The sequence below is a fragment of the Caulobacter sp. LjRoot300 genome, from assembly GCF_964253875.1.
Taxonomy (GTDB): domain Bacteria; phylum Pseudomonadota; class Alphaproteobacteria; order Caulobacterales; family Caulobacteraceae; genus Caulobacter.
The window spans coordinates 82,200-100,147 of sequence record NZ_CAXUSA020000003.1 but is presented as its reverse complement, the minus strand read 5'-3'; the positions used below and the strand labels follow the sequence as shown (position 1 = coordinate 100,147).

The following is a 17,948-nucleotide window of genomic DNA, read 5'->3' as shown; positions in this document are numbered from 1 at the left end:
CGGCCTTAGGAGACCGAACGAATGTCCCGCGCCGTCGGCCAGCGCTCGCGTTGGGCCTTGCCGATCGGCGCGCCGGTGGGCAGGGTGTGGTTGTCGATCAGGGGATCGGGCTTGGCTAGACGCTCCAGCACCACCGGCCGGGCGATCGTCACCTGCGGCCCGTTGATGACCACGCCATAGTCAGCGATCGCCGCGAAGGCCCGCGACAGGTTCTCGGGCGTCATGCCCAGCACCGAGGCCAATAGGCGCTTTTCGTGCGGCAGGGTGAAGGTCTCGGCCCCGCCCTGACGCACCTTCTGGGTGATCAGATAGTTGGCCAGCCGTTCGAGCCCGCCGCGCAGCTTCTGGTTCTTGATGGCGCGCACCAGGCCGCGATAGCAGCCCGACAATTCCTGGGCCACGGCGAAGCCGAAGGCGGCGTCCTCCTTCATCGCCCGGCGCAGCGCCTCGCCCGACAGCATCAGGATGTCCGACCGCTCGATCGTCTGGGCGCTCATCAAGGCGTCGGCATCGAGCACCACGGCGGCCAGGATGAAGGTGGAGACCGGCCGCAGCACCGCCAGAGTGGTGTCCTTGTCGTTCCAGGTCGCGCCCAGCTCGACGCTGCCGTCGAGCAGGACATAGAGGAAATCGACCGTGTCCCCCTCGGTGAGCAGGGTGGTCCCGGCTGGAAACTTCTGCAGGAAAGCGCCGCCGGTGACGTTCTTGAAGGCCTCGTCCGACATCACGCCGAACAAGGGCAGGCTCCTGACGCGGGTGAGATCGGCGCTTCTGATCATGGGCCCCTCATGGCGTCATCGCCGTTGGACGGCCTTGACATAGATCAAGCCGCCCAATGACCCCGCCGCTTGATGCTTATCAATTGCCCGCTTGTCGCGTTAACAAATTCGAATTGACGAAATAGAACCGTGCCATTCTGCCGCACCGAAGACTTGGACTGATCTCCGGTTATTTCGCTTTGCTTGATCCTGATCAAATGCGCTGAAGCCTCCTCCCCGCAATAGATTGCGCGCGGCAGCCGATGTCGCATGCACTTTGGGGACAGAACATGCAGACGGCGACGCCATCGCAGCCGGGAGCCGGATCGGCCCTGACGATGAGCACGATCGCCTTCACCGCCTGTTTCGCGGTGTGGACAGTGTTCTCGATCATCGGCGTCAAGATCAAGCAGGACCTTGGACTGAGCGAGGCGCAATTTGGCCTGCTGGTCGGCGCCCCGATTCTGACCGGCTCGCTGGTGCGGGTGTTCCTGGGCGTCTGGACCGACCAATATGGCGGCCGCCTGGTCAATCTTCTGGTCATGCTGTCGGCGGCGGCGGCCACCTTCCTGCTCTCCTACGCCCAAACCTATCCGCAATTCCTGCTGGCGGCCCTGGGCGTCGGCCTGGCCGGCGGCTCGTTCGCGGTCGGCGTGGCCTATGTGTCGAAGTTCTTCCCCAAGGAACGCCAGGGCTCGGCGCTCGGTGTGTTCGGGGCGGGCAATGTCGGCGCCGCGGTGACGAAGTTCGCCGCTCCCTTCGTGATGCTGGCCCTCGGCTGGCAGGGCGTGGCCCAGGTCTGGGCCGGGGCGCTGGCGATACTGGCGGTGGCCTTCTACCTGACCACCAAGGACGAGCCCGACCTGTTGACCCGTCGCCAGACCGGCGCCAAGCCGCAGGCCACCGGCGCCCAGTTGGCCCCGCTGCGCAAGCTGCAGGTCTGGCGCTTCGCGCTCTACTACTTCTTCGTGTTCGGCGGTTTCGTGGCCCTGGCCCTGTGGTTGCCGCATTATCTGGTCGCGGTTTACCACCTCGACCTCGTCGCCGCGGGCATGCTGGCGGCGGCCTATTCCATCCCCGGCTCGCTGTTTCGCGTCTTCGGCGGCTGGCTGTCGGACAAGATCGGCGCGCGCAAGGTCATGTACCTGACCTTCGGGATCAGCGCGGTCTGCGCCTTCCTGCTGGCCTATCCGGCCACCAGCTACGTGGTCGATGGCGTGCGGGCCCCGATCGCCTTCCGCCTGGCCACCGGCCTGGTCCCGTTCGTCATCTTGCTGTTCACCCTCGGCTTCGCCATGAGCCTGGGCAAGGCGGCCGTCTTCAAGCACATCCCCGTCTACTATCCCGATCACATCGGTTCGATCGGCGGCCTGGTCGGCATGGTCGGCGGCCTGGGCGGCTTCGTGATGCCGATCGCCTTTGGCGCCCTCAACGACCTCACCGGCGTCTGGACCAGCTGCTTCATGCTGCTGTTCGTCCTGGTGGCCGGGGCCCTGACCTGGATGCACCTGGCCATCGGCCGCATGGAACGCGCCAACGCGCCCCAGCTGGCCGACCTGCCGCAACTTCCTGAAATGGCCGGCCTTCGCCCGGCCGCCCCGACCTTCGCCGCGCCCGCCGGGCGCGCCGCCACCCAGCCGGCTAACTCATGAGCAGAGCCCAACCCATGTCGACTTCCAAATCGAGCCCAGTCCTCACCGACTGGCGTCCCGAGGACGCTGCGTTCTGGGGCGAGACGGGCAAGCGCGTCGCCACCCGCAACCTGTGGATCTCGGCGCCCAACCTGCTGCTGGCCTTCTCGGTCTGGATGGTGTGGTCGATGGTCATCGCCAAGCTCAAGCTGGTCGGCTTCAAGTTCACCACCGAGCAGCTGTTCTGGCTCGCCGCCCTGCCGGCCCTGTCGGGCGCCACCTTGCGTGTCTTCTACAGCTTCATGGTGCCGATCGTCGGCGGCCGTCGGTGGACGACCCTGGCCACCCTGTCACTGCTGATCCCGGCCATCGGGATCGGCGTCGTGGTGCAGGACCCAACCACTCCCTACGGCGTCTTCGTCCTGCTGGCCCTGGCCTGCGGCCTGGGCGGCGGCAATTTCGCCTCCTCCATGGCCAACATCTCGTTCTTCTTCCCCAAGAGCGAAAAGGGCGCGGCGCTCGGCGTCAACGCCGGATTTGGCAATCTGGGCGTCAGCGTCATGCAGTTCCTAGTGCCGGTGGTGATCGGCCTGGCGCTGTTTGCCCCCCTGGTCGGCGCGCCCCAGACCATCGTCGATCACGGCGTAGCCAAGCAGATCTGGCTGCAGAACGCCGCCTATGTGTGGGTCCCGTTCATCGTCTTGGCCGCCGTGGCCGCCTGGTTTGGCATGAACGACATCGCCTCGGCCAAGGCCTCGTTCGCGGCCCAGTCGGTGATCTTCCGCCGCAAGCACAACTGGATCATGTGCTGGCTCTATCTGGGCACGTTTGGTTCGTTCCTGGGCTTTTCGGCCGCCTTCCCGCTGCTGACCAAAACCCTGTTCCCCGACATCAACGTCCTGCAGCTGGCCTTCCTGGGTCCGCTGATCGGGGCGGCCTCTCGCGCCCTGACCGGCGGGGTCTCCGATCGGTTCGGCGGCGAGCGGGTCACCCACTGGACTTTCCTGGCCTTGGCCGCCGGCGTGCTGGGCGTACTGGCCGGGGTCGGCGCCTATGGCGCGCCGCCCTCTTTCCCGATCTTCTTCGCCAGCTTCTTGTGGCTGTTCTTCTGGACCGGCGTCGGCAACGCTTCGACCTTCCAGATGATCCCGGCCATCGTCAGGGCTGACATGCCTCGGCTGATCCCGAGCGCGTCCATCGAGGCCCGTCAGCGGGCCGCGGAAATGGAGTCGGCGGCCATTGTCGGCTTCACCTCGGCCGTCGGCGCCTTCGGCGGCTTCTTCATCCCCAAGGCGTTCGGCGACTCGCTGAAGGCCACCGGTGATCCCCAGTTCGCCCTCTACCTGTTCCTCGGCTTCTACGTCAGCTGCGTGGTCGTCAACTGGGCCTTCTACGGCCGCAAGGCCTCGCTGCTGCATGCGCCCGCGCCCGCTCTCATCAAGGTCCCTGCCTAATGAGCCATACCCTGGACCGTCTCGCGTTCTTCACGCGCAAGACCGAGCTGTTCTCCGACGGTCACGGCGTCATGAACGACGACGATCGCACCTGGGAGCAGGCGTACCGAAACCGCTGGCAGCACGACAAGATCGTCCGTTCCACCCATGGCGTGAACTGCACCGGCTCGTGCTCCTGGAAGATCTACGTCAAGGGCGGCATCGTCACCTGGGAGACCCAGCAGACCGACTATCCGCGCACCCGGCCTGATCTTCCCAATCACGAGCCGCGCGGCTGCGCCCGCGGCGCCAGCTATAGCTGGTATCTCTATTCGGCCAATCGAGTGAAGTATCCGCTGATCCGCTCGCGGCTGCTAAAGCTGTGGCGGGCGGCGCGGGTGACGCGCACGCCGGTGGCGGCCTGGGCCTCGATCCAGAACGACCCGGCCCAGCGCGCCGACTATGTGACGCGGCGCGGCGGCGGCGGCTTCATCCGCGCCACTTGGGACGAGGTCACCGAGATCATCGCCGCGGCCAACGCCTACACCGTCAAGGCCCATGGGCCCGACCGGGTGTTCGGCTTCTCGCCGATCCCGGCCATGTCCATGGTCTCCTACGCCGCCGGGGCCCGCTATCTGCAGCTGATCGGCGGGGTCTGCGGCTCGTTCTATGACTGGTACTGCGACCTGCCGCCGGCCTCGCCCCAGACCTGGGGCGAACAGACCGACGTGGCCGAGAGCGCCGACTGGTTCAATTCCAGCTTCCTGATCCTTTGGGGCTCCAATGTTCCCCAGACGCGCACGCCCGACGCCCACTTCTACACCGAGGCGCGCTATCGCGGCGCCAAGTCGGTGGTGATCTGCCCCGACTATTCGGAAGCCTCCAAGTTCTCCGACCTGTGGCTGGCCGTGAAGCAGGGCACCGACGCGGCGCTGGGCATGGCCTTTGGCCACGTGATCCTCAAGGAGTTCCATGTCGACCGCCAGGTCCCCTATTTCCGCGACTATTTGCGCAAATATTCCGATCTGCCGATGCTGGTTCGCCTGGTCCCGCAGGACGGCGCCCATGTGCCCGAACGCCTGCTGCGCGCCGCCGAGTTCGACCAGGCCCTGGGCGAGACCAACAATCCCGACTGGAAGACCGTCGCCCTGGACGACGCCACCGGCCAGGTGGTGGTCCCCAACGGCTCGATCGGCTTCCGCTGGGGCGAGGACGGCAAGTGGAATCTGGAGGAAAAGGACGGGGCCGGTCGCGAGACCACCCTGCGCCTGGGCCTCAAGGGCGTTCACGACGATGTCGTCGGCGTGCGCTTCCCCTATTTCGGGGGCGCGGCCACCAATGGCTTCGCCATGACCGACCACCCCGACGTCCTGGTGCGCAACGTGCCGGTCAAGCGGATGATGCTGCCCGAGGGCGAGACCCTGGTGGCCTGTGTCTACGACCTGTTCCTGGCCAATTACGGCGTCGACCAAGGCTTTGGCGGCGACCACATGCCGGCCGACCATGACGACGTCCAACCCTATTCGCCGGCCTGGGCCGAAGCCATCACCTCGGTGCCGCGCGACCAGATCCTGGCCGTGGCCCGCGGCTTCGCCGGCAACGCCGAGAAGACTGACGGCAAGTCGATGATCATCATCGGCGCGGCGATGAACCACTGGTACCACATGGACATGAACTACCGCGCCGCCATCAACATGTTGGTGATGTGCGGGTGCGTGGGTCAGTCCGGCGGCGGTTGGTCGCACTATGTCGGACAGGAAAAGCTGCGTCCGCAGACCGGTTGGGCGCCGCTGGCCTTCGCCACCGACTGGGTCAAGCCGCCACGCCAGCAGAACTCCACCTCGTTCTTCTACGCCCATAGTGACCAATGGCGCTACGAGACCGTCGGCATGGACGAGATCCTCTCGCCGACCGCGCCGGACGGCGTGTGGAACGGCTCGATGATCGACTTCAACGCCAAGGCCGAACGGATGGGTTGGCTGCCCTCGGCCCCGGCCCTGAAGACCAACCCGCTGGAGGTGGCCAAGGCCGCCGCCGCCAAGGGCCAGGACGCCAAGGCCTATACGCTCGACCAGCTCAAGAGCGGCGAGCTTGAGATGTCGTGCATGGATCCGGACGATCCGGCCAACTGGCCGCGCAACATGTTCGTCTGGCGCTCCAACCTGCTCGGCTCCTCGGGCAAGGGCCACGAATACTTCCTCAAGCACCTGCTGGGGGCCTCGCACGGGGTCCAGGGCAAGGACCTGGGCCAGACCGGCGGGGTCAAGCCCACCGAAGTCGCCTGGCATGACCAGGCGCCGGAAGGAAAGCTCGACCTGCTGGTCACGCTCGACTTCCGCATGTCGACCACGGCGGTCTATTCCGACATCGTCCTGCCGACCGCCACCTGGTACGAAAAGAACGATCTCAACACTTCCGACATGCACCCCTTCATCCACCCGCTGAGCGCGGCCGTGGATCCAGGTTGGGAGTCGAAGTCGGACTGGGAGATCTTCAAGGCCATCGCCAAGACCTTCTCCAAGGTCGCGCCCGAGGTGCTGGGCGTCGAGCAGGACGTGGTCCTGACTCCGATCCAGCATGACAGCGCCGCCGAACTGGCTCAGCCGTTCGACGTCCGCGACTGGTCCAAGGGCGAGTGCGAGGCGATCCCCGGCAAGACCATGCCGCAGATCACCATCGTCGAGCGCGACTATCCCAACACCTACATGTGCTTCACCGCGCTGGGCCCGCTGCTGGCCAAGAGCGGCAATGGCGGCAAGGGCATCGGCTGGAAGACCGATCACGAGGTCGACCTGCTCAAGGCGCTGAACGGCGTGGTGCTCGAGGACGGCCAGACCCAGGGCCTGGCCCGCATCGAGAGCGACATCGACGCCTGCGAGACCATCCTGATGCTGGCGCCGGAAACCAATGGCGAGGTGGCGGTCAAGGCCTGGGAGGCGCTCGAGAAGCAGACCGGCCGCGAACACGTCCACCTGGCCCTGCCCAAGGAAGACGAGAAGATCCGCTTCCGCGACCTGTTGGCCCAGCCGCGCAAGATCATCTCCTCGCCGACCTGGTCGGGCATCGAGAGCGAGAAGGTCTGCTACACGGCCGGCTACACCAACGTTCACGAGCTGATCCCGTGGCGGACCCTGACCGGTCGCCAGCAGCTCTACCAGGACCACCTGTGGATGCGGGCCTTTGGCGAGGCGCTCTGCGTCTATCGTCCGCCCATCGACCTGAAGACCACCCACGTCATGGGCGCCAAGCCCAATGGCGAAAAGGAAATCGTCCTCAACTTCATCACCCCGCACCAGAAGTGGGGCATCCACTCCACCTATAGCGACAACCTGATGATGCTGACCCTCAACCGCGGAGGTCCCGTGGTCTGGGTGTCGGAGGTCGACGCCAAGAAGGCGGGTCTGGTCGACAATGACTGGATCGAGGTCTTCAACGCCAACGGCGCCCTCACCGCCCGGGTCGTGGTCTCCCAGCGCATCCGTGAAGGCACGACCTTCATGTACCACGCCCAGGAAAAGATCGTGAACACCCCGGGGTCCCAGATCACCGGCCTGCGCGGCGGCATCCACAACTCCTGCACCCGCACCGTGCTCAAGCCGACCCACATGATCGGCGGCTACGCCCAGCTGGCCTACGGCTTCAACTACTATGGCACCGTGGGTTCAAACCGCGACGAGTTCGTGGTCGTCCGCAAGATGACCAAGATCGACTGGCTGGAAGAAACGCTCGTTCAGAAGGATTTCGCCCAATGAAGGTGCGCGCGCAAATCGGCATGGTGCTGAACCTCGACAAGTGCATCGGGTGCCACACCTGCTCGGTCACCTGCAAGAACGTCTGGACCAACCGCGAAGGCGTCGAATACGCCTGGTTCAACAATGTCGAGACCAAGCCCGGCATCGGTTTTCCCAAGGATTGGGAGAACCAGAAGAAGTGGAACGGCGGCTGGGTCCGCAAGGCCAATGGCAAGATCGAGCCGAAGATGGGCGCCAAATGGCGCATCCTGGCCAAGATCTTCGCCAATCCCGACCTGCCCGAGATCGACGACTATTACGAGCCGTTCGACTTCGACTACGCCCACCTGCAGAACGCCCCGGAGATGAAGCACTTCCCGACCGCGCGGCCGCGCTCGAAGATCACCGGTCAGCGGATGGAGAAGATCGAATGGGGCCCCAACTGGGAGGAGATCCTGGGCGGCGAGTTCTCCAAGCGCTCGGCCGACGCCAATTTCGCGGGCGTCGAGAAGGAAGTCTACGGCCAGTTCGAAAACACCTTCATGATGTATCTGCCCAGGCTGTGCGAGCACTGCCTCAACCCCACCTGCGTGGCCGCCTGCCCGTCGGGCGCGATCTACAAGCGCGAGGAGGACGGCATTGTCCTGATCGATCAGGACAAGTGCCGCGGCTGGCGTATGTGCGTCTCGGCCTGCCCCTACAAGAAGATCTACTACAACTGGGAATCGGGGAAATCGGAGAAATGCACCTTCTGCTTCCCGCGCATCGAGGCGGGTCAGCCGACGGTGTGCTCGGAGACCTGCGTGGGCCGCATCCGCTATCTGGGCGTGCTGCTCTATGACGCCGACCGCATCCAGGCCGCCGCCTCCACCCCCGACGAGAAGGACCTCTACCAGGCCCAGATCGACATCTTCCTGGACCCCGACGATCCGGCGGTGATCGCCCAGGCGCGCATCGACGGCATTCCGGAGGCCTGGTTGGACGCGGCGCGCAAGAGCCCGGTCTACAAGATGGCCATCGACTGGAAGGTCGCCTTCCCGCTGCACCCCGAATACCGCACCCTGCCGATGGTCTGGTACGTGCCGCCGCTGTCGCCGATCCAGTCGGCCGCCTCGGCCGGGGCCTTGGAGATGGACGGCGACATGCCCGACGTCGCCTCGCTGCGCATTCCGGTGCGCTACCTGGCCAACCTGCTGACCGCCGGCAACGAGCCGCCGGTGGTCCAGGCCCTGGAGCGGATGCTGGCCATGCGCGGCTTCATGCGCGCCAAGACGGTCGATGGCCGCATCGACCACGCCCTCGCCGGCAAGGTCGGGCTGACCGCCGCCCAGGTGGAGGACATGTACCGCTACATGGCCATCGCCAACTACGAGGACCGCTTCGTCATCCCCTCGGCCCACCGCGAGGTCGCTGAGGACGCCTACGACCTGCGGGGCTCCTGCGGCTTCACCTTCGGCAATGGCTGCTCGGGCGGCCGCACCGAGCTGGGCCTGTTCGGCTCCAACCAGCGCTCGCGCGCCAAGACCCCGATGGAGGCCTAAACCATGGCCCGCACCTACAAGGCGCTTGCCCTGCTGCTGACCTATCCGACCGAGGACCTCCAGGCCCTGGCCCCGGCGGCGCTTGATCTGGTCGTGGCCGAGGCCATGCTGCCCAAACCGCTGATCAAGGCCCTGGGCAAACTGGTCTCCGAGCTGGTCAGCCAGGACATCTACGACCTGCAGGAGCGCTACACCGAACTCTTCGACCGCACCCGCTCGCTATCGCTCAACCTCTATGAGCACGTCCACGGCGAGAGCCGTGACCGCGGCGAGGCCATGGTCGCCCTGCTTGAGCTCTATCGCACCAAGGGCCTGGACCTGGCGGCCAGCGAGCTGCCCGATTTCCTGCCGGTGTTCCTGGAATTCCTGTCGATCCTGCCCGAGGCCGAAGCCGCCTCTCTGCTGGGCGAGGCCACCCATGTGCTCAACGCCATGGGCGAGCGCCTCAAGATTCGCGGCAGCTCCTATCGCGCGGTGTTCGGCGCCATGGCCAGCCTGGCGTCCCAGGCGGCCGATCCGGGCGCCCTCGCGGCCCTGCTCAGCGAACCGGAGGAGGATCCCAACGACCTGACCGCCCTCGACAAGGCCTGGGCCGAAACCGCCGTCACCTTCGGCCCCTCCGAGGTCGGCTGCCCCAAGGCCGGCGCCCTGGTCGAGACCATGCAGGCCGAGCCCGGTCGCGCTCCTCGCCGAGCTCGCGCCGGCGCCGCCCAGAGAGCCTGACCATGGCCGTACTCAATCAACTGCTGTTTGGCGTCTATCCCTATATCTGCCTGGCGGTGCTGGTGCTTGGCAGCGTGCTGCGCTTCGATCGCGAGCAATATACCTGGCGCTCGGGGTCTTCGCAGCTGCTGCGTCGCCGCCAACTGGTGCTCGGCTCGGTGCTGTTCCACGTCGGCGTGCTGGTGATCTTCGGCGGTCACTTCGTGGGTCTGCTGACCCCTATCTGGGTGTTCGACGCCCTGCATATTCCGCATGGCGCCAAGCAGATCCTGGCCATCGTCGCCGGTGGCGTCGCTGGGGTGATGTGCCTGGCCGGTGGCCTGCTGCTGCTGCATCGCCGGCTGTTTGACCCCCGCATCCGCAAGACCTCCAGCTTCAGCGACATCGCCATCCTGGTGATCCTGATGGTCCAACTGATCCTGGGGCTGTCGACGATCCCGATCTCCGCCCATCACCTGGACGGCCATGAGATGATCAAGTTCATGTCCTGGGCCCAGGGCGTCTTCACCTTCCAGCCGGGCGTCGCCGCCTACGTCGCCGATGTCCATCCGATCTTCAAGCTGCACCTGGTGCTGGGCATGACCATCCTGCTGCTGTTCCCGTTCACGCGCCTGGTCCACATGCTGTCGGCGCCGATCTGGTACCTCAATCGCCGCGGCTGGCAGCTGGTGCGCACCAAGCGCGGCATGCCGATCCCGCCCAAGGCGGCCGCGCCGGTCTATCCCGCGAAGACCGAAGCCGTGTGGCCGTCCTCCACCTCCGTTTTCAAGGCCAGGGAGTAGGCGATGACCGCCACCACCGTTGTCGACGGCGTCGAGATTCCCGAGTTCCTGATCGCCCAGGAAGCCCAGAACCATCCCAGCCTTTCGGCGACGGAGGCTCGTCGCGCCGCGGGCAAGGCCCTGGCCGTGCGCGCCTTGCTGCTGCACCGCGCCGACGAACTGGGCCTGCGCCCCGAGCCCGAACGCGATGAGGCCGGTCGCGAGGAAACCGACGAGGAGGCGCTGATCCGCGCCGTCCTTGACGAGGAGGTCGATATCGAGACCCCCAACACCGCCTTGTGCCGGCGGATCTACGATACCCAGCGCGATCGCTTCACCAGTCCCGCTCTGGTCGAGGCGGCCCACATCCTCATCGCGCCGCAGGGTCCGGAGGACGCTCACTGGGAGGCCGCGCGGCTGACGGCGCTCGACGCGGTCGCGACCCTGGTCGACAGCCCCGGACAGTTCGCGGCCCTGGCCAAGGCCTTGTCCAGCTGCCCGTCCAGCGAAGTCGGCGGCTCGTTGGGACAGCTTGGTCCTGGCGACGTGGTCAACGAGATCGAACGCGCCTTGACTGACCTGCGGCCGGGCGAGGTGCTGAACCAGCCGGTGCGCTCGCGGTTTGGCTGGCACGTCCTCAAACTGGATCGCCGCATCGAGGGGCGCGCGTTACCCTTCGACTATGTGGAGGACAAGATCCGGCTGCACCTGGAAAGCCGGGCCTGGACGGCGGCGGCCACGCGCTATGTGTCCGACCTGGCCGATCGCGCCAGAGGCCTGGGCGTGGCCTTCAGCCTGACCCGCGACGGACGCTTCGACACCGGGGCGCTGTCGCTGGGCGAACGGCTGGCCGGCGCCTCGGCGGTCGGTCTCGAGGCCTGGCTCGACACGGCCGACCCGGATCTGGCCGCACGGGTGCGCACGGCGGCTTCAGCGGCCAGCGTCGATGTCGAAACCTTCGTGCAACGCGCCGTGCAGGACTTCGTCAACACGGCGGGCGACGAGTCCTGGACCCACCTGATCTCCGCGGCCCAGGGCGCGCAAGACCCGGCCATCGCCGCCATCGCGTCCCTGCTGCGCACCCGACTGACGCCCAAGGCCCGCACCTACACGATCTTTCGGAAAGTCTAGACCCTCATGCGCACCCTCTGGTTGCTGCCCCTGGCCGCGGCCCTTCCGCCCCTGGCCCAAGCCGCCGAACCCGCCCCTGGGCAAGTCCTGCTCGACGCCCGTCTGCGCTATGAAACCGTGTCGCAAGACGCGCCGCTGACGCCGAAGTTGTCGGCGGAACTGGCGGCGGCCGCGTTCGACGGCGATCAGCCGGCCTATCGCGATCGAACCAAGATGGGGCTGACGCTCGTCTTCAAACTCTGATCCACGGACCTGACCCGGCGAGGACGCTATGACGACGACCCAGATCGAAGCCATGCCCCTGCATCTGCTGGCCGAGCCTATTGAATGGTTTTTCGCCGAGCACTGTCGCCACCGGCAGGCCTGCAAGATGATCGAGGAGGTCGCCGCGGCCATGGTGTTCGACGGCCCGCGGCTCGCCGAATTGATTGGCTTTCTCGATCATGACCTGCCGTTGCACGTGATCGAGGAAGAAGAGGATTTCTTCCCGCTTCTGCGGCGGCGCTGCGAGGCGGGGGACGATGTCGAACGGGTGCTGGGCATGTTGTCGGCCGAGCATCGCGCCGACGTGGTTCGGGCTGGGGCGGTTCGGGAGTATCTGCAAGCCTGCCTGGAACGCCAGTGTGCTCCAGGCCTGGATCCCGCGCAGCACAAGGCGATGATCGCCTTCGCCGTTCAGGAACGCCGCCACCTAGGCCTGGAGAACGCCATCGTCCTGCCGATCGCGCGGCTGCGCCTGACGCCTGAGGACCTCCTTGCGCTGGGACGACGGCTGACGGCGCGCCGCGGGCGCGTGCCGCAAGCGGCGAGCGGTGCGGGGCCAACATGAGCCGGCGCCTGCTGGCCGGCAATCTGGCTGTGGCGCACGGACATCATCCTGTTGTCGAGCCTGCAATTCTCGCTGGAGGTTCTGCAGGTCCGCCACGTCGTGGTCTGCGGCCACTACGGTCGCCAAGCTGTCGGCGCGGCGCTACCGGCGGACCGACCGGTCCTGGCCGATCATCGCTTTGGGGCCTGGCGGCGGCGGCCGGCGAGACGGTGGCCGACTGGGGCGTGATCGCCCCCGACCCGTTCGCCAATCTCAATACCCTGGTCGAACTCGAGGCCCAGCAGCCCAGAAACCGGGTCGGCTTGACACGGGTCAAGGCCATGTCGCCCGCCCTGGACCAGACTGCACTCTAGGAGAACACCGATGTTCGAACATGCCGAGCCGATCGCCACCTTCCTGCGGCAGGACGACGTCATCGCCGTGCGTATCCGCCGGGATTTCGACGCGCCGCCCGAGCGCCTGTGGACCGCGCTGACCCGGCCCGAGGATCTGGTCCAATGGTTGGCGCCGGGGATGATCGCGTTGGAGCTTGGCGGCGTCGTCCAATTGGACTTTGGCGACAGCGGCGTGGTCATCGACAGCCTGGTGACGGCGTTCACGCCGGGCAAACTGCTGGAATACGGCTGGAGCGGCGCGGGCGAGGCGCCCCGTCCCTTACGCTGGGAGATCGAACCCGCCGGCGAAGGCGCGCGCCTGACGCTGAGCTTGACCCTGCCCGCGACCGAGGACGCCGGTCGCGCCGCCGCCGGCTGGTCGGCGCACCTGGACATGCTCGCCGCCGCCTTGGCCGAGGTTCCCATCCGCTTCCCGTTCGCGCGGTTCCAGGCCGCCTGCGAGACCTATCGCAAACCGGTGGCGATCGCCGAGGCCGCCTGGGCGCTCGGCGCGACGCCGGCGGCCAACGCCGTCCCAGCCTGACCCTCCCACCATGCCCCTCGCTCTCGCCCTTCCGTCCGCCCGCCCTTTCGCCGGCCTGATCGCCAAGTACGACGGTCGCGCGCCCCGCTACACCAGCTATCCGCCAGCCACCCAGTTCACGCCGCAGGTCACCGCCGAAACCTATGGCGCCTGGCTGCGGGACCTGCCGAGCGACCAGGCCGTATCGCTCTATCTGCACATCCCGTTCTGCGCCCGCCTGTGCTGGTACTGCGGCTGCAACACCCGGGCGGTGAACCGCCATGAGCCGGTCGGCGACTATGTGCGCCTGCTGCTGGACGAGATCGACCTGCTGGGCGCCGCCCTGCCCGCGCGCCTGCCGGCCGGCGCGGTGCATTTCGGCGGCGGCACGCCCAACATGCTGTCGACCGCCGAGGTCGATGCGATCTTCGACCGCCTGGACAAGGTCTTCGACGTGACGCCCGACATCGATATCGCCGTCGAGGTGGATCCGGCCGTCCTCACCTGGGACTGGGTGCGCGCCGCCGCGGCCCGCGGCATGACCCGCGCTAGCCTCGGCGTGCAGAACCTCGCCCCCGAGGTCCAGGCGGCGGTCAATCGCCGCGACACCTTCGAGCATATCGCCGACTGCGTCGCCTGGCTGCGCCAGGCCAAGGTCGCCTCGATCAATCTCGACCTGATGTATGGCCTGCCTCACCAGACCACGGCCAACACGTTGTCGACCCTGGACCAGCTCCTGGCCCTGCGCCCCGAGCGCCTGGCCCTGTTCGGCTACGCCCATGTGCCGTGGATGAAGAGCCACCAGCGGCTGATCGACGAGGCGGCCCTGCCAGGGCCGCAGGCCCGTCTCGACCAGAGCGAAACCGCCGCCGAACGGCTGGAGGCCGAGGGCTATGTCCGCATCGGCCTGGACCATTTCGCCTTGCCCGCTGATCCGATGGCCAAAGCCCAGGCGGCCGGAACCCTGCGCCGCAATTTTCAAGGCTACACCACCGATCCCGCCGTCACTCTGCTGGGCATGGGCGCCTCGGCGATCGGCGGCCTGCCGCAGGGCTTCGTGCAGAACGCCGCCCATGAGCTGACCTGGCGCGCGGCGGTCAAGGAGGGCCGCCTTCCGGTGGCGCGTGGCGTCGCGATCAGCGACGAGGACCGCTTCCGGGCCGAAATCATCGAGCGACTGATGTGTGACTTCGCCGTCGATCTGGCGGCGGTCTGCGCACGGCATGGCCGGTCCGCAGACGAGCTGGCCGCCGAGCTGGCGCGCCTGGCGCCGTTCGTGGCCGACGGCTTGGCCGAGATCCGCGGCGCCCGGGTCCAGGTCCCGCCGCCGGGCCGACCGCTGGTGCGGTCGATCGCGGCGGTGTTCGACGCCTATTTCAACGCCGACAGCCAGCGCCATGCCAAGGCGATCTGACGTCTCGGGCGGCCGTGGTTAGCGTGTCTGAACGACAAGCCCAAGCCTAGGACTCCGCCCAGGTCTCCTCGGCGATCCGCGACGCCCGCTCTGGGCTGCCGCCAAGATGAGGACGATGGCGGCTGGTCATGGCGTGTTCCCTTCCGGCCGAGGCTTGGGATTGTGTCGCCACAAGGCGAAACCTCGTCATCGATCGCGACAGCTCGGCGGCTTCATTGGCCAAGGCGACACTGACGGCGGTGCTCGGCTGGACATGGGCGGCGTTCTGTTGAGTGACCCGATCCATCTGGTCGACCGCCGTTAACCTCGTCTGGTTGAACGCCATGGGCGCACGCGGTCTGGATCTAGAGCGCGGAGCGACCTATCGTCGCTGCGCCCGCCTCCGCTGGCGCCGAACGCGGTACGGGCTCAGGGTGCGGCCTTCCACGACGCCTCGTCCCAGCGGCCTTTCTCTGGCGCGAGGGCTTGGTTTGTCTAGTCCGCCAGGGTGCGCCATGTCCGAAGACTCCCATTTCCAGCAGCTTCTGAAGACCGCCACCGCCCAGACCCGGCCCCACCGCCTGCTGTTCGTGTTCGCCGCCGCCGAACTGCCCGATCACCCCAGCCAAGCCCAGCGCGCCGACTTCTTGGCTGGCCGCGGCGGCGCCCTGGCGCCGCTGATGTGCGTCGACAAGGCGGCGGCCGAATTGGCGGACTTCGAAAGCCTGGCAACGGAAGCGAAGGACGCCGGCCCCTCTTGGCAAGTGGTGTTCGCCGCGCCCTGCCGGGACGCGACGGACTTGCGCCGTCCAAGGCGGAGATCGACAGCGCGCTCAAGACCATGGTCGAAGCCGTTCGGATCGGCGTAGGTATGGCGCGCCCTGCTGGATTCGAACCAGCGACCGCTCGCTTAGAAGGCGAGTGCTCTATCCAGCTGAGCTAAGGGCGCGAACTCCGGAAGGAGAACTTGGGACGGAAGTCCTAGTGGGTCCAGGGCTGCCGGCGGCCGGCGGCGAAGTTGTCGGCATAGGCCTTGATGATCCGCTTGTGCGTCTTGGGTTCGAACAGCTGGAACGGGATCTCGTGGCGCTGGGCGTAGGCCACGGCCTCGTCGCGGGTCTCGAAGTTCAGGCGCACCTGACCGTTCATGTCGCTCGACTGGGTCCAGCCCATCAGCGGGTCCGAGCGTCTGGCCGAGGCGGGTTCGAACTCCAGAACCCAGTCCTTGGTCTTGGCCTTGCCGGACTGCATGGCGGTCTTGGCGGGGCGGTAGATGCGCGCGAGCATGAAAGCCTCTCCAGGTCGGTCGTCGCCCCCCGCAAGGGGGTCTAGGTGGTCGGAGCGGCAGGATTTGAACCTGCGACCCTCTGGTCCCAAACCAGATGCGCTACCAGGCTGCGCTACGCTCCGAAACACCGAGCGGGTGCTCTACAGGGCTTCGTGGCCGGGAGCAAATGGAACGGACGCCCAAAACCCGAAAATGAAGTCAGCCCTTCGGGAAGATTTTGTTGAGCACCCGGTCGCCCGGCAGGATGCCCAGTTGCGCGGCGCGGCCGCCGGGGATTTCCAGCACGCCACGAACCAGTCCTCCGGAGGGCAGCGGAGTCTCGTCGTGCGGCACGGCGTTGCGGGCGATCGACAGCACTCGGCCGTCGGGTGCGATGTAGAGGATGTCCAGCGGGATCAGGGTGTTCTTCATCCAGAACGCCGCCCGCTGAGGCGGATTGTAGGGGAACAGCATGCCGCGGTCGGGGGCCAGGGCCTTGCGGAACATCAGGCCCCGCTCCTGCTCGGCCCTGGTCACGGCCAGCTCGACGGTGAATTTGACCCGTCCCCGGCTGGTCAGGATCTCGACGGTGTCGAGCTTGCTGGACGGCGTGGCGGCGATGGCCGCCGGCTTGGCCCGCGCCTGCCACGCCTGGGCCGGGCCGCTCGCCGGGAGGCCCGAAACCAGGGCCAGGGCGACGAACGCCAGGGCTCGCCGTCCGATCGTCGTCATCAAGGTCACGCGCGCCTCGTCATCCTCGCCGCATCCCGCGACGCGACGATCCTACGACGTCCTGTCGCGAAGGCGAAAGCCGGCTGCGAGGTCAATCGTCGCTGGGCGTGATCTCGGCCACCACCAGGCCCTTGGGGCCCTCGGCGAAGCGGACCATCACGTCGTCGCCCGGCTGCAGGTCTTCGAGCCCGCCACGGCGCAGAGTCTCGATGTGCACGAAGATGTCGCCCGGCTGGCCGTCGCGAACCACGAAGCCATAGCCCTTGGTGCGATTGAACCACTTGACCTTGGCGCGCTCGGCCGGGCCTGCCGGCTCCAGCGTCTGGCGGCCGCTGTCGACGCCCGATCGGAATTGGTCGCGGCGCAGCCCCATGCCCCCGTCGGCGAACGAACGCTTGGGACGCTCCATGGGGGCGCTGGCGGCGCTCTCGTCCAGATCCACGACCTCGGACACCTGCCAGCCCTTGGGGCGCTTGACCACGTCGCAGACGATGATCGCCCCTTCCAGCGCGGTCTCCCGACCGCAGTTGCGCAGGGACGTGACGTGCAGCAGCACGTCCTTCAGGCCCGTCTGGCCTGGATCGTCGGGGACGATGAACCCGTACCCCTTGCCCGTATCAAACCACTTCACGCGACCGCTGATACGCACGAATTCCTCATGCGATCCCGAGTCCTCGAAATCGAAACCAGACATTCCGCCCCTCTGGCTCGCCCAGACAGCCCAGGGGGCGAGCACCACAGAATAACACTGTTCTCGCGAGACGAGAGCCGTCAATAACCAATTGACGTCACGGGGCGGCCAGAACCGCCGCGCGACATTTCGTCGCAGCGGCTAGACCGACATAAACCTGAAATGTCCGTGGAGGGTGGTAGTCCCTAGGGGAGTCGAACCCCTCTCTCCAGAATGAAAATCTGGCGTCCTAACCGATAGACGAAGGGACCACGGCGCCTGCATTAGGCGGGTATTCGCATGTAAAGTCTAAGTAGGCTTCGCGGTGGTAGTCCCTAGGGGAGTCGAACCCCTCTCTCCAGAATGAAAATCTGGCGTCCTAACCGATAGACGAAGGGACCACGTGGCCGCGAAGAGCAGGCGATATACAAAGCTTCCCCCCGGGGCGCAA

General features: G+C 66.8%; 19 protein-coding genes and 4 tRNA genes. 14 read left to right on the top strand and 9 right to left on the bottom strand.

Features of this window, described 5'->3' with window-relative positions:
• Nucleotides 1-5 precede the first annotated feature (5 nt).
• Nucleotides 6-779 (bottom strand): transcriptional activator FtrB, encoded by a 774-nt coding sequence (ftrB, locus tag ACSQ2G_RS10815; RefSeq protein ID WP_436030725.1) that lies wholly within the window; start codon nt 777-779, stop codon nt 6-8.
• Nucleotides 780-1,096: 317 nt separating this feature from the next.
• Here ftrB and ACSQ2G_RS10810 point away from each other — a divergent pair, with 317 nt between their 5' ends.
• The 13 genes from ACSQ2G_RS10810 to hemN are packed head-to-tail and all read left to right on the top strand — an operon-like array spanning nt 1,097 to nt 14,849.
• Nucleotides 1,097-2,410, top strand: coding sequence for an MFS transporter (locus ACSQ2G_RS10810; RefSeq protein ID WP_436030723.1), 1,314 nt, complete (start codon nt 1,097-1,099; stop codon nt 2,408-2,410).
• Nucleotides 2,411-2,424: 14 nt separating this feature from the next.
• Nucleotides 2,425-3,843 (top strand): MFS transporter, encoded by a 1,419-nt coding sequence (locus ACSQ2G_RS10805; RefSeq protein ID WP_436030721.1) that lies wholly within the window; start codon nt 2,425-2,427, stop codon nt 3,841-3,843.
• Nucleotides 3,843-7,574: a nitrate reductase subunit alpha gene (locus ACSQ2G_RS10800; RefSeq protein ID WP_436030719.1), complete on the top strand. Its 3,732-nt coding sequence runs from the start codon at nt 3,843-3,845 to the stop codon at nt 7,572-7,574. The genes ACSQ2G_RS10805 and ACSQ2G_RS10800 overlap by 1 nt, the downstream gene beginning before the upstream one ends.
• A complete protein-coding gene (gene narH, locus ACSQ2G_RS10795) occupies nt 7,571-9,094 on the top strand; it encodes a nitrate reductase subunit beta (protein WP_436030717.1) in 1,524 nt (507 codons plus the stop codon). The genes ACSQ2G_RS10800 and narH overlap by 4 nt, the downstream gene beginning before the upstream one ends.
• A gap of 3 nt (nt 9,095-9,097) precedes the next feature.
• Nucleotides 9,098-9,817, top strand: a complete 720-nt coding sequence (narJ, locus tag ACSQ2G_RS10790; RefSeq protein ID WP_436030715.1) for a nitrate reductase molybdenum cofactor assembly chaperone — start codon at nt 9,098-9,100, stop codon at nt 9,815-9,817.
• 2 nt (nt 9,818-9,819) lie between these two features.
• On the top strand, nt 9,820-10,599 hold the full coding sequence (gene narI / locus ACSQ2G_RS10785) for a respiratory nitrate reductase subunit gamma (RefSeq protein WP_436030713.1): 780 nt from the start codon (nt 9,820-9,822) through the stop codon (nt 10,597-10,599).
• A 3-nt stretch (nt 10,600-10,602) separates the two neighbouring features.
• Complete coding sequence (locus ACSQ2G_RS10780) at nt 10,603-11,709, top strand: peptidylprolyl isomerase (RefSeq protein WP_436030711.1); 1,107 nt, start codon at nt 10,603-10,605, stop codon at nt 11,707-11,709.
• Nucleotides 11,710-11,715: 6 nt separating this feature from the next.
• A complete protein-coding gene (locus tag ACSQ2G_RS10775) occupies nt 11,716-11,952 on the top strand; it encodes a hypothetical protein (RefSeq protein ID WP_436030709.1) in 237 nt (78 codons plus the stop codon).
• A 28-nt stretch (nt 11,953-11,980) separates the two neighbouring features.
• Nucleotides 11,981-12,538, top strand: coding sequence for a hemerythrin domain-containing protein (locus tag ACSQ2G_RS10770; protein WP_436030707.1), 558 nt, complete (start codon nt 11,981-11,983; stop codon nt 12,536-12,538).
• 51 nt (nt 12,539-12,589) lie between these two features.
• Complete coding sequence (locus ACSQ2G_RS10765) at nt 12,590-12,766, top strand: carbonic anhydrase (RefSeq protein WP_436030705.1); 177 nt, start codon at nt 12,590-12,592, stop codon at nt 12,764-12,766.
• Nucleotides 12,748-12,891, top strand: coding sequence for a hypothetical protein (locus ACSQ2G_RS10760; protein WP_436031983.1), 144 nt, complete (start codon nt 12,748-12,750; stop codon nt 12,889-12,891). The genes ACSQ2G_RS10765 and ACSQ2G_RS10760 overlap by 19 nt, the downstream gene beginning before the upstream one ends.
• 10 nt (nt 12,892-12,901) lie before the next feature.
• Complete coding sequence (locus tag ACSQ2G_RS10755; RefSeq protein WP_436030703.1) at nt 12,902-13,456, top strand: SRPBCC family protein; 555 nt, start codon at nt 12,902-12,904, stop codon at nt 13,454-13,456.
• A gap of 10 nt (nt 13,457-13,466) precedes the next feature.
• Nucleotides 13,467-14,849, top strand: a complete 1,383-nt coding sequence (gene hemN, locus ACSQ2G_RS10750) for an oxygen-independent coproporphyrinogen III oxidase (protein WP_436030701.1) — start codon at nt 13,467-13,469, stop codon at nt 14,847-14,849.
• A gap of 46 nt (nt 14,850-14,895) precedes the next feature.
• Here hemN and ACSQ2G_RS10745 read toward each other — a convergent pair whose 3' ends face one another.
• Nucleotides 14,896-15,174 carry a hypothetical protein gene (locus tag ACSQ2G_RS10745; RefSeq protein WP_436030699.1) on the bottom strand — a complete coding sequence of 93 codons (279 nt, stop codon included), beginning with the start codon at nt 15,172-15,174 and terminating at the stop codon, nt 14,896-14,898.
• A gap of 169 nt (nt 15,175-15,343) precedes the next feature.
• Between ACSQ2G_RS10745 and ACSQ2G_RS10740 the strand changes: the two genes are divergently transcribed.
• Nucleotides 15,344-15,697, top strand: coding sequence for a hypothetical protein (locus ACSQ2G_RS10740; protein ID WP_436030697.1), 354 nt, complete (start codon nt 15,344-15,346; stop codon nt 15,695-15,697).
• Nucleotides 15,698-15,700: 3 nt separating this feature from the next.
• On the opposite strand, the gene ACSQ2G_RS10735 is transcribed toward ACSQ2G_RS10740, so the two are convergent.
• The 7 genes from ACSQ2G_RS10735 to ACSQ2G_RS10705 form a co-directional block, all read right to left on the bottom strand.
• Nucleotides 15,701-15,777 (bottom strand) — tRNA-Arg (locus ACSQ2G_RS10735).
• Between the two features lie 32 nt (nt 15,778-15,809).
• Nucleotides 15,810-16,115: an ETC complex I subunit gene (locus ACSQ2G_RS10730; RefSeq protein WP_436030696.1), complete on the bottom strand. Its 306-nt coding sequence runs from the start codon at nt 16,113-16,115 to the stop codon at nt 15,810-15,812.
• A gap of 46 nt (nt 16,116-16,161) precedes the next feature.
• Nucleotides 16,162-16,238 (bottom strand) — tRNA-Pro (locus tag ACSQ2G_RS10725).
• A gap of 76 nt (nt 16,239-16,314) precedes the next feature.
• A complete protein-coding gene (locus ACSQ2G_RS10720) occupies nt 16,315-16,827 on the bottom strand; it encodes a DUF192 domain-containing protein (RefSeq protein WP_436031944.1) in 513 nt (170 codons plus the stop codon).
• A gap of 91 nt (nt 16,828-16,918) precedes the next feature.
• Nucleotides 16,919-17,521, bottom strand: coding sequence for a stationary phase survival cold shock domain protein CspD (cspD, locus tag ACSQ2G_RS10715; protein ID WP_436030695.1), 603 nt, complete (start codon nt 17,519-17,521; stop codon nt 16,919-16,921).
• A 173-nt stretch (nt 17,522-17,694) separates the two neighbouring features.
• Nucleotides 17,695-17,769, bottom strand: a tRNA-Glu gene (locus tag ACSQ2G_RS10710).
• Between the two features lie 54 nt (nt 17,770-17,823).
• Nucleotides 17,824-17,898, bottom strand: a tRNA-Glu gene (locus ACSQ2G_RS10705).
• Nucleotides 17,899-17,948: the final 50 nt, after the last annotated feature.